The 15392-nt window shown below is 55.4% G+C and carries 18 protein-coding genes; 6 read left to right on the forward strand and 12 right to left on the reverse strand.

The window, feature by feature from the left end; translation table 11 throughout:
* The first annotated feature begins 59 nt into the window (after positions 1-59).
* Positions 60-2201, forward strand: coding sequence for a phosphate acetyltransferase (gene pta / locus EoCCA6_RS04845; protein WP_152081714.1), 2142 nt, complete (start codon positions 60-62; stop codon positions 2199-2201).
* Positions 2202-2309: 108 nt separating this feature from the next.
* Here the strand turns inward: pta and EoCCA6_RS04850 are convergent, their stop codons facing one another.
* The 5 genes from EoCCA6_RS04850 to EoCCA6_RS04870 all read right to left on the reverse strand — a co-directional run bounded on the left by EoCCA6_RS04850 (position 2310) and on the right by EoCCA6_RS04870 (position 6291).
* A complete protein-coding gene (locus EoCCA6_RS04850; protein ID WP_152081715.1) occupies positions 2310-3263 on the reverse strand; it encodes a transketolase family protein in 954 nt (317 codons plus the stop codon).
* Positions 3256-4086 (reverse strand): transketolase, encoded by an 831-nt coding sequence (locus tag EoCCA6_RS04855; protein WP_152081716.1) that lies wholly within the window; start codon positions 4084-4086, stop codon positions 3256-3258. Before EoCCA6_RS04855 ends, EoCCA6_RS04850 begins: the two co-directional genes overlap by 8 nt.
* Positions 4083-5474 (reverse strand): PTS ascorbate transporter subunit IIC, encoded by a 1392-nt coding sequence (locus tag EoCCA6_RS04860; RefSeq protein ID WP_152081717.1) that lies wholly within the window; start codon positions 5472-5474, stop codon positions 4083-4085. The genes EoCCA6_RS04855 and EoCCA6_RS04860 overlap by 4 nt, the downstream gene beginning before the upstream one ends.
* A 21-nt stretch (positions 5475-5495) precedes the next feature.
* Positions 5496-5768 (reverse strand): PTS sugar transporter subunit IIB, encoded by a 273-nt coding sequence (locus EoCCA6_RS04865; RefSeq protein ID WP_121425262.1) that lies wholly within the window; start codon positions 5766-5768, stop codon positions 5496-5498.
* A 79-nt stretch (positions 5769-5847) separates the two neighbouring features.
* Entirely contained in the window at positions 5848-6291 is a 444-nt protein-coding gene (locus tag EoCCA6_RS04870) for a PTS sugar transporter subunit IIA (RefSeq protein ID WP_152081718.1), read from the reverse strand.
* A gap of 238 nt (positions 6292-6529) precedes the next feature.
* Between EoCCA6_RS04870 and EoCCA6_RS04875 the strand changes: the two genes are divergently transcribed.
* Positions 6530-7549 carry a LacI family DNA-binding transcriptional regulator gene (locus EoCCA6_RS04875; RefSeq protein WP_152081719.1) on the forward strand — a complete coding sequence of 340 codons (1020 nt, stop codon included), beginning with the start codon at positions 6530-6532 and terminating at the stop codon, positions 7547-7549.
* A 3-nt stretch (positions 7550-7552) separates the two neighbouring features.
* On the opposite strand, the gene yfcD is transcribed toward EoCCA6_RS04875, so the two are convergent.
* The 3 genes from yfcD to yfcF are packed head-to-tail and all read right to left on the reverse strand — an operon-like array spanning position 7553 to position 9427.
* Positions 7553-8119 carry an NUDIX hydrolase YfcD gene (yfcD, locus tag EoCCA6_RS04880; RefSeq protein WP_152081720.1) on the reverse strand — a complete coding sequence of 189 codons (567 nt, stop codon included), beginning with the start codon at positions 8117-8119 and terminating at the stop codon, positions 7553-7555.
* Between the two features lie 55 nt (positions 8120-8174).
* A complete protein-coding gene (gene yfcE / locus EoCCA6_RS04885; RefSeq protein WP_152081721.1) occupies positions 8175-8726 on the reverse strand; it encodes a phosphodiesterase in 552 nt (183 codons plus the stop codon).
* A gap of 56 nt (positions 8727-8782) precedes the next feature.
* Positions 8783-9427 (reverse strand): glutathione transferase, encoded by a 645-nt coding sequence (yfcF, locus tag EoCCA6_RS04890; RefSeq protein ID WP_152081722.1) that lies wholly within the window; start codon positions 9425-9427, stop codon positions 8783-8785.
* Between the two features lie 140 nt (positions 9428-9567).
* Between yfcF and yfcG the strand changes: the two genes are divergently transcribed.
* The 4 genes from yfcG to EoCCA6_RS04910 all read left to right on the forward strand — a co-directional run bounded on the left by yfcG (position 9568) and on the right by EoCCA6_RS04910 (position 12102).
* Positions 9568-10197, forward strand: a complete 630-nt coding sequence (gene yfcG / locus EoCCA6_RS04895) for a GSH-dependent disulfide bond oxidoreductase (RefSeq protein WP_152081723.1) — start codon at positions 9568-9570, stop codon at positions 10195-10197.
* A 75-nt stretch (positions 10198-10272) separates the two neighbouring features.
* Positions 10273-10641 (forward strand): dihydroneopterin triphosphate 2'-epimerase, encoded by a 369-nt coding sequence (gene folX / locus EoCCA6_RS04900; protein WP_152081724.1) that lies wholly within the window; start codon positions 10273-10275, stop codon positions 10639-10641.
* Positions 10642-10654: 13 nt separating this feature from the next.
* On the forward strand, positions 10655-11548 hold the full coding sequence (locus EoCCA6_RS04905) for a TIGR01777 family oxidoreductase (RefSeq protein ID WP_152081725.1): 894 nt from the start codon (positions 10655-10657) through the stop codon (positions 11546-11548).
* Between the two features lie 44 nt (positions 11549-11592).
* Positions 11593-12102 carry a GNAT family N-acetyltransferase gene (locus tag EoCCA6_RS04910; protein WP_152084399.1) on the forward strand — a complete coding sequence of 170 codons (510 nt, stop codon included), beginning with the start codon at positions 11593-11595 and terminating at the stop codon, positions 12100-12102.
* A gap of 98 nt (positions 12103-12200) precedes the next feature.
* Here the strand turns inward: EoCCA6_RS04910 and hisP are convergent, their stop codons facing one another.
* The 4 genes from hisP to hisJ all read right to left on the reverse strand — a co-directional run bounded on the left by hisP (position 12201) and on the right by hisJ (position 15250).
* The gene (gene hisP / locus EoCCA6_RS04915) at positions 12201-12974 is read right to left on the reverse strand and encodes a histidine ABC transporter ATP-binding protein HisP (RefSeq protein ID WP_152081726.1); all 774 of its coding nucleotides are present in this window, start codon (positions 12972-12974) and stop codon (positions 12201-12203) included.
* An 8-nt stretch (positions 12975-12982) separates the two neighbouring features.
* On the reverse strand, positions 12983-13696 hold the full coding sequence (locus EoCCA6_RS04920; protein WP_152081727.1) for an ABC transporter permease: 714 nt from the start codon (positions 13694-13696) through the stop codon (positions 12983-12985).
* On the reverse strand, positions 13693-14379 hold the full coding sequence (locus tag EoCCA6_RS04925; RefSeq protein WP_152081728.1) for a histidine ABC transporter permease HisQ: 687 nt from the start codon (positions 14377-14379) through the stop codon (positions 13693-13695). Before EoCCA6_RS04925 ends, EoCCA6_RS04920 begins: the two co-directional genes overlap by 4 nt.
* A gap of 88 nt (positions 14380-14467) precedes the next feature.
* Positions 14468-15250 (reverse strand): histidine ABC transporter substrate-binding protein HisJ, encoded by a 783-nt coding sequence (gene hisJ / locus EoCCA6_RS04930; RefSeq protein WP_152081729.1) that lies wholly within the window; start codon positions 15248-15250, stop codon positions 14468-14470.
* Between the last annotated feature and the right edge of the window lie 142 nt (positions 15251-15392).

Here is a 15392-nt window from a genome sequence, read left to right on the forward strand (position 1 = left end):
AGCTGGCGGTGCTGTTTTGTAACCCGCCCAATGGCGGCGGTAACGAAAGAGGATAAACCGTGTCCCGTACTATTATGCTGATCCCTACCGGAACCAGCGTCGGCCTGACCAGCGTCAGCCTTGGCGTGATCCGTGCTATGGAGCGCAAAGGCGTTCGTCTGAGCGTCTTTAAGCCAATCGCCCAGCCTCGTGCCGGTGGCGATGCGCCAGACCAGACCACCACCATCGTGCGCAAGAACTCCAATCTGCCCGCGGCTGAACCGCTGAAGATGAGCCACGTTGAATCTCTGCTCTCCAGCAACCAGAAAGACGTGCTGATGGAAGAGATCATCGCTAACTACCACGCCAATGCGCAAGACGCAGAAGTGGTACTGGTTGAAGGTCTGGTCCCGACCCGCAAACACCAGTTCGCTCAGTCACTGAACTTCGAAATCGCTAAAACCCTGAACGCAGAGATCGTTTTCGTGATGTCTCAGGGCACGGATACCCCAGAGCAGCTGAAAGAGCGTATTGAACTGACGCGCAGCAGCTTCGGCGGTGCGAAAAACACCAGCATCACCGGCGTTATCGTTAACAAACTGAACGCGCCAGTGGATGAGCAAGGCCGTACTCGCCCTGACCTGTCTGAGATCTTCGACGACTCGTCTAAAGCGAAAGTGGTTAAAGTTGACCCGGCTAAACTGCAGGATTCCAGCCCGCTTCCTGTTCTGGGCGCGGTGCCGTGGAGCTTCGATCTGATTGCTACCCGTGCAATCGACATGGCGCGTCACCTGAACGCCACCGTGATCAACGAAGGCGATATCAACACCCGCCGCGTGAAATCCGTGACCTTCTGTGCGCGCAGCATTCCGCACATGCTGGAACACTTCCGCGCTGGTTCCCTGCTGGTGACCTCCGCCGATCGTCCAGACGTGCTGGTTGCAGCGTGCCTGGCGGCGATGAACGGCGTGGAAATCGGTGCCATCCTGCTGACCGGTGCTTACGAGATGGACCCACGTGTCAGCAAGCTGTGCGAACGCGCGTTCGCCACTGGCCTGCCGGTGTTCATGGTGAACACCAACACCTGGCAGACCTCCCTGAGCCTGCAGAGCTTCAACCTGGAAGTACCGGTTGATGACCACGAGCGTATCGAGAAAGTGCAGGAATACGTTGCGGGCTACATCAACGCAGACTGGATCGAGTCCCTGACCGCGACGTCCGAGCGCAGCCGTCGTCTGTCTCCTCCGGCCTTCCGTTACCAGTTGACCGAGCTGGCGCGTAAAGCTGGCAAACGTGTTGTTCTGCCAGAAGGCGACGAACCACGTACCGTTAAAGCGGCAGCTATCTGTGCAGAGCGCGGCATCGCGACCTGTGTGCTGCTGGGTAACCCGGATGAGATCACCCGTGTTGCAGCCTCTCAGGGCGTTGAATTGGGCGCGGGCATCGAAATCGTTGACCCTGAAGTGGTTCGCGAAAGCTACGTTGCCCGTCTGGTTGAGCTGCGTAAGAACAAGGGCATGACCGAAGCCGTTGCGCGTGAGCAGTTGGAAGACAACGTGGTGCTGGGTACGCTGATGCTGGAGCAGGACGAAGTTGACGGCCTGGTTTCCGGTGCCGTTCACACCACCGCGAACACCATCCGTCCGCCGCTACAGCTGATCAAAACGGCACCGGGTAGCTCTCTGGTTTCCTCCGTGTTCTTCATGCTGCTGCCTGAACAGGTTTACGTTTACGGCGACTGTGCGATCAACCCGGACCCAACGGCAGAGCAGCTGGCAGAAATCGCTATCCAGTCCGCAGACTCCGCGATTGCCTTCGGTATCGAACCGCGCGTGGCAATGCTCTCCTACTCCACAGGCACTTCTGGTGCAGGTAGCGATGTAGAGAAAGTGCGTGAAGCAACCCGCATCGCCCAGGAAAAACGTCCTGACCTGATGATCGACGGCCCGCTGCAGTACGACGCCGCCGTTATGGCTGACGTTGCGAAATCCAAAGCGCCGAACTCGCCGGTTGCAGGTCGCGCTACCGTGTTCATCTTCCCGGATCTGAACACCGGTAACACCACCTACAAAGCGGTACAGCGTTCTGCAGACCTGATCTCCATCGGGCCTATGCTGCAAGGGATGCGCAAACCTGTGAACGACCTGTCCCGTGGCGCGCTGGTAGACGATATCGTCTACACCATCGCACTGACGGCGATCCAGTCTTCACAGCAGCAGTAATTGTAAGGTCTTGCCGGATGGCGCTTCGCTTATCCGGCCTACAGGCCCGGTAAGCGTCAGCGCCACCGGGCAACAAAAAGGCGACCACTTAACGGTCGCCTTTTTTATTTACAGCAGCTCCCGCGCCGCCGACACAATGTCATGTGCCGTCAGGCCATACTCCTTCTGCAGGAAGTCCTGCGTACCCACCTGGCCGTAACGTTCTTTCACGCCAACCCGACGCATCGGCACCGGACAGGTTTCCACCAGCACTTCCGCCACCGCTGACCCCAGGCCGTTGTGGATACTGTGGTTTTCACAGGTCACGATGCGCCCGGTTTTCTCGGCGTAGTTTTTCACCAGCATCCGGTCGATCGGCTTCAGGGTGAACATGTCAATCACCGCCGCGCTTACCCCTTCCTGCTCCAGTTGACGCGCCGCTTCGAGTGCTTCCGCCACCATAATGCCGTTGGCAATCAGGGTAATATCACTCCCTTCGCGCAGCACGTTACCTTTACCGATGGTAAACGTGGAGCCCGGCGCATAAATGCTCGGTGCCTGCTTACGGATGGTACGCACCCAGTAGAAACCTTCAAGATCGATAAGCTGGCGCAGCACATCTTCAAACATCACCGCGTCGGTCACCTCCAGCACCACCGAATGCGCCAGACCGCGCACAATGCCCATATCCTCAAACGACATATGCGTGCCGCCGTTGTGACAGGCCGTAACGCCCGCATCCGAGGCAATCACCTTTACATTGTTGCGCTGGTAGTCCAGGGACATAAACAACTGGTCGAAACAGCGGCGGCTGGCAAAAGCGGTAAAGGTATGGACGAACGGTTTGCGCCCGGTGAGCGACAATCCCGCCGCCGTGCCAATCACGTTCGCCTCCATAATGCCGCAGTTGATGACGTGCTGCGGATAATCACGCGCCACGCCGTCCATCGCCATTGAGCTCATCAGATCCGCTTCGAGAGCAATAATCTCGCTACCGGCCTCGATCTGCTTTGCCACGAAACCCGCGTAGACTTTGCGCATCTCAACGGTATCTTTTTGTCCTGCAGGTGCAACCTTAATCATGTGTAGCCTCCAGTTGGCGAATCGTCTCGTTGAGTGCCGCTTTGCTCTCCTCTGTCAAACGCAGGTGGTGTGAATTACTGAGTTGCTCCAGATACGGCACACCCTGGCCTTTAATGCTGTCGAGGATCACCACCCGCGGACGGGCATCTGCCGCAGGCACCGGCGACGTCACCTCCAGCAGCGCCGGGATGTCGTCCCCCTTCACCGTCACCACGTCAAAACCAAAGGCGCGGAATTTTCCTTCCAGGTCGAACGCGCAGATGATCTCGTCCAGTTCACCGTCGAGCTGCTGTTTGTTCCAGTCGACGAGCACCGTCAGGTTGTTCAGACGATGGTGAGCAATAAACTGGAACGCTTCCCAGCACTGGCCTTCGTTCAGTTCGCCGTCACCCACGATGCAAAACACCCGGTTTGGTCTTCCTGCCAGCTTGTGCGACAGCGCCATGCCGCTCGCAATGGAGATCCCTTGTCCCAGCGAGCCGGTGGTGGCATCCACGCCGCGCGTTTTCAGGCGGTCAGGATGGCTTGGCAGACGCGTGCCGTTCTGGTTGAGGGTGCTCAACTCTTCCGTCGGGAAGTAACCTTTAATCGCCAGCGTGCTGTAAAGCGCCGGGCCTGCATGTCCTTTCGACAGCACAAAGTAATCACGCTCTGGCCAGTCCGGATCAGCCGGGTCGATTTTCATTACTGCGCCGTACAGTACCGCCAGCGTTTCGACGACTGACATACTGCCGCCATAGTGGCCAAAGCCCAGTTGCGTCAGTGATTTCAGCGTCTCGAGGCGGATCTGGCGCGCCAGTTCGGTTATCTCATTCTCATTCATGATTTGGCTCCGGTGTTTTCCTGCGCGCTACCGCCCGCAGATTTGTTTTTAGCGAACACGTTGTACGCCACCAGCAGCGCGAACAACGCAACAACAAGGCCGGTAATGGCAAGCGGTGACAGGAAGCGCGCCAGGTTGCCCAGCACAATCCCGACCGCGCCGAAGTCGGCGTCCGAGAAGGTGGTGTTAGCAAATCCAATTGCGCCAAGCACAGGCAACAGCAGAACGGGCAGGAAGGTGATCAACAGGCCGTTGGCAAACGCGCCGATCATCGCCCCGCGACGGCCGCCGGTGGCGTTACCGAACACCCCCGCCGTCGCACCGGTAAAGAAGTGCGGTACGACGCCTGGCAGGATCAGCACCCAACTGAACTGACCGCAGATGAACAGCCCGACCAGCCCGCCGAGGAAGCTGAACAGAAAACCAATCAGCACCGCGTTTGGCGCATACGGGTAAACCACCGGGCAGTCCAGCGCAGGGCGCGCGTTTGGCACCAGTTTTTCCGAGAAGCCGGTAAAGGCCGGGACGATTTCTGCCAGAATCAGGCGCACGCCCTGCAGGATGATGAACACGCCCGCCGCGAAGGTGATCGCCATGATAATGGCGTACACCAGGTAGTTTTGGCCGCCGCTGAAGGTCGCTTCGACATATTCACGCCCCGCACTCACCGCCATGATCAGGTAGATAATCATCATGGTCAGGGAGATGGAGATAGAGCTGTCGCGCAGGAAGCTCAGGTTCTTCGGCAGGTTCATCTCTTCGGTTGAGCGTGAACCTTTGCCGCACTTGCTGCCGATCCAGCCAGACAGCACGTAGCCCAGCGTCCCGAAGTGGCCAAAAGCGATATCGTCGTTACCGGTAATGCGCTTCATATAACGCTGCGCAATCGCCGGGAAGAAGGCCATTACCAGACCGAGGATCAGTGAGCCGGTAAAGACCAGCCCCACGCCCTCAAAGCCCGCCACCGTCAGGATCACGCCAATCATGCACGCCATATAGAAGGTGTGATGCCCGGTCAGGAAGATGTATTTCAGGCGGGTAAAGCGGGCGACGATAATATTCGCCACCATACCGAAGGCCATAATCAACGCAGTCGAGGCACCGTATTTTTCCAGCGCAATCGAAACAATTGCTTCATTGTTTGGAATAATGCCCTGGATATTAAAGGCGTGTTCGAACATACCGCCTAACGGATTTAATGACCCCACCAGCACGGTGGCACCACCGCCAAGCACAATAAAACCGAGGATGGTTTTAATGGTGCCTTTCACCACGTCAGAAAATGCTTTTTTCTGTGCAACCAGGCCAATTAAGGCAATTAAACCCACCAGTACCGAAGGGACTTTTAAAATATCAACAACGAAATTCAGCGTTTCAAGGATAAACATATCCACCTCGCCTAATCAGGGTTAAAGTCTTTCGAACCAGGCGCGCAGTTGCGCTTCGAGTTCGTTGATGTCGATGATGTTGTTGATCACCACCAGCTGGCTTTCCGGCACGCTGGCGCTGGCCGCAATGTCTTTTGCCATCACGAACAGATCGGCCGCACCAGGCGTGGCAGACGAGAGATCGGAGTGTTCTACCTCGGCTTCAATCTCCAGTTTTTTAAGCACCTTTTTAATATTCATTTCGACCATAAAACTACTGCCAAGGCCAGAACCGCAAATAGCCATGATTTTCATTGTTATCCCCTTTTATGAGTAGAGTACGTCCCATCACGCCTGCGCGTAATGTTGTGGTTAATCGGATTAAATAATTAAATCAGAAGCGGTCGATAATTGTTTTTATCTCCTCCAGCGTGTTCGCCTGACGTAATTCGGCCATATCATCGTCGCTGGAAAATAACTCAGCGAGCGCGGAGATCATTTCGATATGGCTATGTTTATCCGGTGCTGCCAGCATCACAATGACATCGACGGGATCGAATTCTCCGGCATCAAAAGAGACGCCCTGTTTCAGTTTTAATAATGACAGCCCGAGTCCTTTTGCCCCCTCTTCCGGCCGCGCATGCGGCATCGCCAGCCCTGGTGCCAGCACGTAATACGGCCCTAAGGTGCGGTGCTGTTCGATGATAGCCGTAACGTATTCCGGCGAAATCACCTGCAGATCCAGCAACGGTTTTGCACACAGTTCCAGCGCCTGGGGCCAACTCTCTACGCTATCCTGCAGGGTGATGGTTGTATCATATATCCACTTTTTGAGCATTTTACACTCCCGGCATAACGCAAAAGATGAGCAAACTTTATTCAACGCATCAATGATTGACTGCGATCAGGATCACAAAGATAGCGCTACCAACTTCTAACATTCAGAAGTGTGATAGCGCTATCAAATTAGTATCGTGGTGCGAAATCACAGCAAAAAAAGGGATTTAAGGCGTATACTGCCAATCACGTGAAGCGAAGGATGATAATAAGAACGCGTCTGGTCAGCAGGAAGGTGTATGTCTCTAACCCGAAAACGGCGCAGTACCGGCAAAGTGACACTCGCCGATGTCGCACAGCTCGCCGGTGTGGGCACGATGACCGTGTCCCGAGCACTCCGCACGCCGGAGCAAGTTTCCGATAAACTGCGTGAAAAAATTGAAGCCGCTGTGCAGGAGCTGGGGTACATGCCCAACCTCGCTGCCAGCGCACTGGCATCGGCCTCTTCATGGACGATTGCTATGGTTGTACCCAATCTTTCCGAAGCCGGTTGCTCGGAAATGTTCGCGGGGTTACAGCAGATACTGCAGCCTGCCGGATACCAGATTATGCTGGCAGAATCCCAGCATCGTCTTGAACAAGAAGAGAAATTGCTGGAAACCCTGCTGGCGTCGAATATCGCCGCAGCGATTTTGCTCAGCGTTGAGCATACTGACACGGTGCGCCACTGGCTGAAAAATGCCTCCATCCCGGTGATGGAGATGGGAGCCATGCGCGCCGATCCGATTGATATGAATATCGGGATTGATAACGTCGCGGCCATGTATGAACTGACGGAGATGGTGATCCAGCGCGGTTACCAGAATATCGGCCTGCTGTGCGCCAACCAGGAGCAGTGGATTTTCCAGCAACATTTGCAGGGCTGGTACAAAGCCATGCTCCGCCACCATATGTCGCCAAACAGAGTGATAAACGCCGCCATGCCGCCGAACTTTTCTACCGGCGCGGCGCAGTTGCCGGAATTTCTGCTGGCGTGGCCGGAGCTGGATGCGCTGGTGTGCGTCTCGGACGAACTGGCCTGTGGCGCGTTGTATGAGTGCCAGCGTCGGCGCATTAAAGTGCCGGACGATCTTGCGGTGGTTGGGTTTGGCAACAGCGATGTCAGCCGCGTCTGCCAGCCGCCGCTGACGACGATGGCGGTGCCGCACCGTAAGATTGGGATTGAAGCAGGAAAAGCGTTACTGGAACGCCTCAATGACGGAGACTGGCGCGATCATAAACCTATCGCGTCCAGCCTGTGCTTACGGGAGAGTTGTTGAGGCTTATTCAGCCTCTTCTTCTTTTTCCGGTTTATTTTCCGGCTTAGCGGATTCATTTTTGGCGTTGCGGGTCATCCACAGCGCCAGCGCTTTCAGCGAGTCCGGTGTGAACTCGTCGCAACGCGCGGTAATCTCTTCCGGCGTCATCCAGCTCACTTCACTCACTTCCTCTTCCTGCAGGGCGAAAGGCCCGTGGGAAACGCAGCTGAACAGTCCGCCCCAGACGCGGCAGTGCTCATCTTCGAAATAGAACTGACCGTGCTCGGCAAACGGGACTCCGGCAATGCCTAACTCTTCTTCCGCTTCACGACGCGCGGAATCCAGCAGCACTTCATCCGCCTGAACAACGCCACCTGCAGTGGCATCCAGCATACCGGGGAGAAAATCTTTGGTGTCCGTGCGGCGCTGGACCAGAATTTTGCCCATGCCATCATGCACAACGATGTACGTTGCACGGTGACGCAGACGCTCCGCACGCATTTGTTCGCGGCTGGCCTGCGCGATCACTTCATTCTCTTCGCTGACAATGTCAACCCACTCTGTACTTGCCAAATGACTCTGCTCCACCATCGGGAAACCTTCTCGTCTAAGCGCTCTTTCGGCGCGTTTGCAGTTGAGGTGTAACTTACGGATTAATCACTACCTGCGCAATAACTTGCTGATCATTAAGTGCGATAACGCTTAAGGTATTCTCATCAAGCATACCGTAGCTTGCCGGATATCCGCCTTTCGGGATACTGACCGAGCCGGGATTATAGTGATAAATCTCGCCGCGTTTTTCTGCCACCGGAATATGAGTATGACCGTAAACCAGGACATCGCCAGCAGCCAGCGCTGGAAGGTTATCCGGGCTAAAAAGATGACCATGAGTTAAAAACAGACGGCATTTTTCCAGCAATACCTGTTGCCAGGGGGCGGTTATCGGGAAATGGAGCAGCATCTGGTCCACCTCGCTGTCGCAGTTGCCGCGAACGGCGATAATGCGTGAGGCAGACTGATTGAGTTTTTCCGCCACCTGCGCGGGCGCGTAGCCTTCCGGCAAGGCATTTCGTGGGCCATGATTTAACACATCCCCCAGTATCACCAGCCACTGCGCCCCGCTTTGAGCAAAAAGAGAAAGAACACGCTCGGTAGCGGGCAGCGATCCATGGATATCCGACGCAAACATCAGTTTCATCAGTCACTCCTCGGGAAAACAGACTGCCCTTATCATACCTGAAGCGTCCGCGCTTATCAGCCCGCGCGCTTAGCTGAGAGTGCCACATAACGCTGCACCGACGCGCGTTGCCACTGGAAGGTGGCATAATCCACCAGCAACGGCGGTACGGCATCGCCATTAAGGATAAGGCGGTTTAGCATCAATGCCAGATCGGCGTCAGCAATACACCACTCGCCAAACAGGTTCGGGTTCCCGTGTGCCAGCAATGCTGAAGCAGTTTCAATCAGCTTCTGAGCACTCGCCAGACCCTCTTCACTCAGGGCTGGTTTTTTGATCCCTGCAAAAACGACATCGGTAGAGCGTTCAACGCGAATCGGCACCAGATCGCTGCGCAGCCATGCCTGGATCTGACGCGCGCGCGCACGTTTTTGCAGATCGTGAGGGTAGATGCGTTCCCACTCTGGCGGGGCAAAGCGATCTTCAAGATACTCATCGATCGCCGAGGATTCGCTCAGCTCAAAACCGTCAATTTCCAGCACCGGCACGCGTCGGGTCAGGGCATAGCCCTGCCATTGGGGTTTCAAATGTTCGCCGTTGTCCAGGTCAACGGTTTTCAGGGCAAATGAAAGCCCTTTTTCGGCCAGCGCCACATAAGCGCTCATAACATAGGGTGAAAAGAAGTTCGCATCGGACCATAACGTGATAGCTGGCTGGCTCATAACATCCTCTTCGGCTGATCGGTTTTCACTCAACATATAATCTCTTTGCCTCGCTGTCACTTGATGAAAACTCACGATTTACAACAAGCACCTATACTGATTTTTCATGGCATCACTATTTGCACTGACAGGAGTTGCGAATGATAGACCTCTATTATGCCCCTACCCCTAACGGCCATAAGATCACTCTCTTTCTGGAAGAGGCTGAACTGGAGTACCGGATTATTCGCGTGGATATCAGTAAAGGCGATCAGTTCAGACCTGTTTTTCTGGCCATTTCGCCTAACAATAAAATTCCGGCCATTATCGATAATCTCCCCGCTGATGGCGGCAGACCGCTCAGCCTGTTTGAATCCGGTGAGATTTTGCTCTACCTGGCAGAGAAAACCGGCAAATTGTTAAGTGGAGAACTGCGGGAGCGCCACCACACGCTGCAATGGTTATTCTGGCAGTCGAGTGGTCTCGGTCCTATGCTGGGGCAAAATCACCATTTCACCGGCTATGCGCCTCAGCCGATCCCTTACGCTATCGAACGTTTTCAGGTGGAGACGCAGCGGCTTTACGGCGTGCTGAACCGGCGTCTGGAGAAGTCTCCGTGGCTCGGAGGAGAACATTACAGCATTGCCGATATTGCCTGCTGGCCCTGGGTGAATACCCACGAACGTCACCGTATCGATTTAGCCGCTTACCCGGCGGTAAACAACTGGTTTGAGCGTATTCGCACCCGTCCGGCTACCGAACGCGCCATGCAAAAAATCCAGGAGATTTAAGCCTGCGTCCGGTTGGGCGCACGTGATGCTCTCATGTATTATGAGGAGGAAATACTGACACGGAGAAGACCTGCAATGTCGCAGCATGACGCTATTATTCGTATAAAAAACTTACGCTTACGCACGTTCATTGGTATCAAAGACGAAGAGATCGCCAACCGTCAGGATATCGTTATTAATGTGGTGATCCACTACCCGGCAGACAAGGCGCGCGCCAGTGAGGATATCAATGACGCGCTGAACTATCGCACCATTACCAAAAGCATCATCCAGTACGTTGAGAACAACCGTTTCTCTTTACTGGAAAAATTAACTCAGGATGTGCTCGATATCGCACGCGAACATCACTGGGTCACATATGCTGAAGTAGAGATCGATAAACTTCACGCCCTGCGTTACGCCGACTCCGTCTCCATGACGTTAAGCTGGCAGCGCCAGGCGTAAACCTGGAGGTTGTATGAAGATTCTGCTGACCGGCGGTACGGGCCTGATCGGACGCCATCTCATTCCTCGCCTGCAAGAACTCCATCACGATATCACCGTGGTCACGCGCAGCCCGGAGAAAGCCCGACAGGTGCTGGGAACCGGCGTTGATATCTGGAAAGGGCTGGCGGAACGGCAGAATCTGGACGGCTTCGACGCCGTTATCAACCTTGCAGGCGAACCGATCGCCGATAAGCGCTGGACCGAAGAGCAAAAGCAGCGTTTGTGCAGCAGCCGGTGGAACATCACCGAGAAGCTGGTTGAGCTTATCCGCAACAGCCAGACGCCGCCGTCGGTGCTGATTTCAGGCTCGGCTGCGGGCTATTACGGCGATCTCGGCGAAGTGGTGGTAACGGAAGAAGAGCCACCGCACAACGAATTTACCCATAAACTCTGCGCCCAGTGGGAGCGCATCGCCTGTGCCGCGCAGAGCGACAACACCCGCGTCTGCCTGCTGCGAACCGGCGTCGTGCTCGCGCCGAAAGGCGGTATTCTGGCGAAAATGCTTCCTCCCTTTAAGCTCGGTCTCGGTGGCCCAATCGGCAATGGTCGTCAGTATCTGGCCTGGATTCATATCGACGATATGGTGAACGGTATTATCTGGCTGCTGGATAACGATCTTCGCGGGCCGTTTAATATGGTCTCCCCTTACCCGGTGCGTAATGAGCAGTTCGCCCATGCGCTGGGGCATGCCCTGCATCGCCCGGCGGTGCTGCGTGTGCCGGCCACCGCAATTCGGCTGTTAATGGGGGAATCGTCGGTGCTGGTGCTGGGTGGCCAGCGCGCGCTACCGAAAAGATTAGAAGCATCCGGGTTTGCGTTCCGCTGGTATGACTTAGAAGAGGCGCTGGGGGATGTGGTGCGGTGAATATGTTACAGTCATACGCCATGTCCCGATGAAATGGCGTAATGATGGCAACAATCACCACTCCCCGGCTTCACCTTACTCCATTTGAACCCTCTGACTGGGCGTTTTTCCGCTCGCTGCGCGAAAACCGCGACATCATGCGCTATATGGCCGCGATTGCTCCCGAAAAAGAGACCCGACGCGTGTTTGCCGCACGACTAATGGCGGAGCATATCTTCGTGATCCGCTTTCGGGATGACGATACGCCGCTCGGCGATATCGGCCTGCAAATCAGCCAGGAGAATCGTGAAGAGGCGGATATCGGCTACACGGTTGTGCCCGCGGCGCAGGGGAAAGGTATTGCCAGCGAGGCGCTGCGTGCGGTGTGCGATTACGCGTTTAATCAGACGGGCGTGAAGGCGATTAACGCCTATGTGCTGGCGGATAACGGCGGGTCAGTGCGGGTGCTGGAGAAAGCGGGATTTGTGCGCACGCAGGTGCTGGAAAAGGCGTATGAAATTGACAGCGTGCGCTATGACGACTGGGTGTATCGGCTGGAGTGCGGTGCGGCCTGAATGCCGGGCGGCACTGCGTTTGCCCGGCCTACGGTTTTGCAGGCCCGGTAAGCGAAGCGCCACCGGGCGATTGGGCTGCACTGCGACCTGATGCCCTCTTACTTCAACGAGCCTTTCAGGAACTGCTGCAAACGTGGGCTTTGCGGGTTTGCCAGCACCTCGTCCGGATGCCCCTGCTCTTCGATTATTCCCTGATGCAGGAAGATAACGTGGTTCGAAACGTTGCGAGCAAAGCCCATCTCGTGCGTCACCACCACCATCGTTTTGCCCTCTTCGGCCAGCTTCTGCATGATGCGCAGCACTTCGCCGACGAGTTCTGGATCGAGCGCGGAGGTCGGTTCATCGAACAGCAGCACCTCCGGTTCCATCGCCAGCGCGCGGGCGATGGAGACACGCTGCTGCTGACCACCGGAGAGATGCACCGGATATTTAATCTGCTGGCGCTCATCAATACCCACTTTCGCCAGGTATTTCACCGCACGCTCGCGGGCTTCCTGCTTGCTTAAGCCCAGCACCTGAATCGGCGCTTCCATCACATTCTCCAGCACCGTCATGTGGCTCCAGAGGTTGAAGTGCTGGAACACCATCGTCAGGCGCGTGCGCAGCAGGCGGAGTTGATTCTTATCTGCCACCTTCAACTGGCCGTCTTTGTCACGCACCAGATTGATATTCTGCCCGCTCACCACAATCGAGCCTTCACTCGGTTTTTCGAGGAAGTTAATGCAGCGCAGGAAGGTACTTTTACCGGAGCCGGATGAGCCGATAATACTGATCACATCGCCCGCATTAGCCTGCAGCGACACCCCTTTCAGCACTTCATGTTCGCCGTAGCGTTTGTGCAAATCAATTACGTTTAATTTGTTCTCAGCCATCATCAGTCTCAGTGCGTCGAAGGTTTTATATGCTGCAACCAGCGTTTTTCAGCCTTACGGAACAGGCTAATCAGAACATAAGAGATAATCAAATAGAGCACTGCCGCAATGCCAAAGGCGGTAAACGGCTGGTAGGTCGCGGAGTTAATATCGCGGGCGATCTTCAGCAGGTCCGGCACCGTCGCGGTAAACGCCAGCGCGGTGGAGTGCAACATTAAAATCACTTCGTTGCTGTAGGCAGGCAGCGCGATACGCAGCGCCGACGGCAGGATGATGCAGCGATAGAGCTTCATGGACGAGAAGCCATACGCACGCGCCGCTTCGATTTCACCGTAAGGTACGGAGCGAATCGCCCCGGCAAAAATTTCAGTGGTGTAGGCGCAGGTGTTGAGCGTCAACGCCAGCACCGTACAGTTGAGGCCGCTGCGGAAGAAGGCGTTCAGCATCTCGGTGCCTTTCACAATCTCCAGCGTATACATCCCTGAATAGAACACCAGCAGTTGCACGTACAGCGGCGTCCCGCGAAATACATAGGTAAACAGCCAGATCGGGAACTGGATAAATTTATTGTTCGACACGCGGCCGATGGCGAGAAACACCGCCAGAATGCCGCCCATCACCACAGACGAAATCAACAGCCAGAGCGTAATCGCCACGCCGGTAAAGCGGTAGCCATCTGTCCACAGCAGCGATTTCCAGTATTCCTGAATAATCTCAATCACAGGTCAGCCCTCTTCACACCCACGGAGTAGCGACGTTCGAGCAGAAGCAGCACACCATTGGAGACGGTCGTAAAGACCAGATAAATCACGCCACACACCACCGCAAAGTAGAACGGCTCCCACGTACTTTTACCCGCCAGCTGAGTCGCTTTCACCACATCTTCCAGGCCGAGCAGCGAGACCAGCGCCGTGGCTTTGAGGATAACCTGCCAGTTGTTGCCGATGCCCGGCAGCGCGTAGCGCATCATGGCCGGGAACATGATCCGGCGAAAGGTCTGGGAAGAGGTAAACCCGAAGGCGGTCGCCGCTTCAATGTGCCCCTTCGGCACCGCCATATACGCGCCGCGGAAGGTTTCAGTGAAGTATGCGCCGTAGATAAAACCGAGGGTGATAATACCGGCCACCATCGGATCGATATCGATTTGCCCCATACCGATGGCATCCGTCACGCTATTTAGCGCAATCTGCAGACCGTAGAAAATCAGCAGCATCAGCACCAGGTCAGGAACACCGCGAATCAGCGTGGTATAGCCTTCAAAAATGAGCGCCAGCGGTTTATTGGCCGACAGCTTCGCCCCCGCGCCCGCCAGGCCTATCAGCACCGCCAGTACCACGGAGCTAATAGCCAGCTCAAGGGTGACAAGCGCGCCTTGAAAAATAACGCCAGAAAATCCGTACAACATACCGCGTGCCCTGTCGTGTCGTGAGTGGTAGAACCGTGTCTTTTCCCCTCCCGCTGCGGGAGGGGCCGCACGTTATCTGACGGGGCAATTAGCCACCGTAAACATTAAAATCGAAGTATTTTTTCGCCAGCTTGTCGTAGGTGCCGTCTGCGCGCATTTCAGCAAACGCTTTATTCAGCGCCTCGCGCAGTTCGTTGTCTTCTTTACGCAGCCCCATACCGGTGCCGACGCCAAAGAGTTTCTCGTCCTTAATGGACGGACCGCCGAACTTGTAATCTTTACCCACTGGCTGCTTCAGGAAGCCTTCGCTTGCCGCGACTTCATCCTGGAATGCGGCATCAATACGGCCTGCCGTCAGGTCAGCGTAGATGTTTTCCTGGCCCTGATAGGAGACAATTTCAATCCCCTTCGGTGCCCAGTGCTCGTTACCGTAGGTTTCCTGCGTGGTGCCCTGCAACACGCCCACGCGTTTGCCTTTCAGAGATTCAATCGTTGGCTGAATGTCAGAGGAGTTTGCCACCACCAGGCGAGAATCCGCTGCGTAGAGTTTGTCGGTGAAGGCAATCTCCTGCTGACGTTTTTCGGTGATGGAAAGAGAGGACATAATCACGTCGATTTTTTTCGCTTTCAGCGACGGGATCAGCGCATCCAGCGGGTTCTCAACGTAGGTACATTGTACTTTAATACGTTTGCATAGCTCGTTGGCCAGATCGATGTCAAAACCCACCAGCTCCCCCTTCGCATTCTTCGATTCGAACGGGGCATAGGTTGGGTCAGTACCAATACGGATTTTCTGCGGAATCGCTGCGAATGCCGCGGTGGCGCTGGAAAAGGCCAGAACCAGAGAAAGTGACAACACCAGTTTTTTCATATCTATCCTCAACAGACTGTCTTCATACGGGATTTTTACGACGACGGGGTGTGGTTAATGTGCCATTAATCCCCTCTGCCAGGCAAAGATTAATGCCTTCCAGACGGTATTTTTTGCATTATTAGTGCTTAACTATGCACAC

The organism is Enterobacter oligotrophicus, from assembly GCF_009176645.1.
Classification (GTDB): Bacteria; Pseudomonadota; Gammaproteobacteria; order Enterobacterales; family Enterobacteriaceae; genus Enterobacter; species Enterobacter oligotrophicus.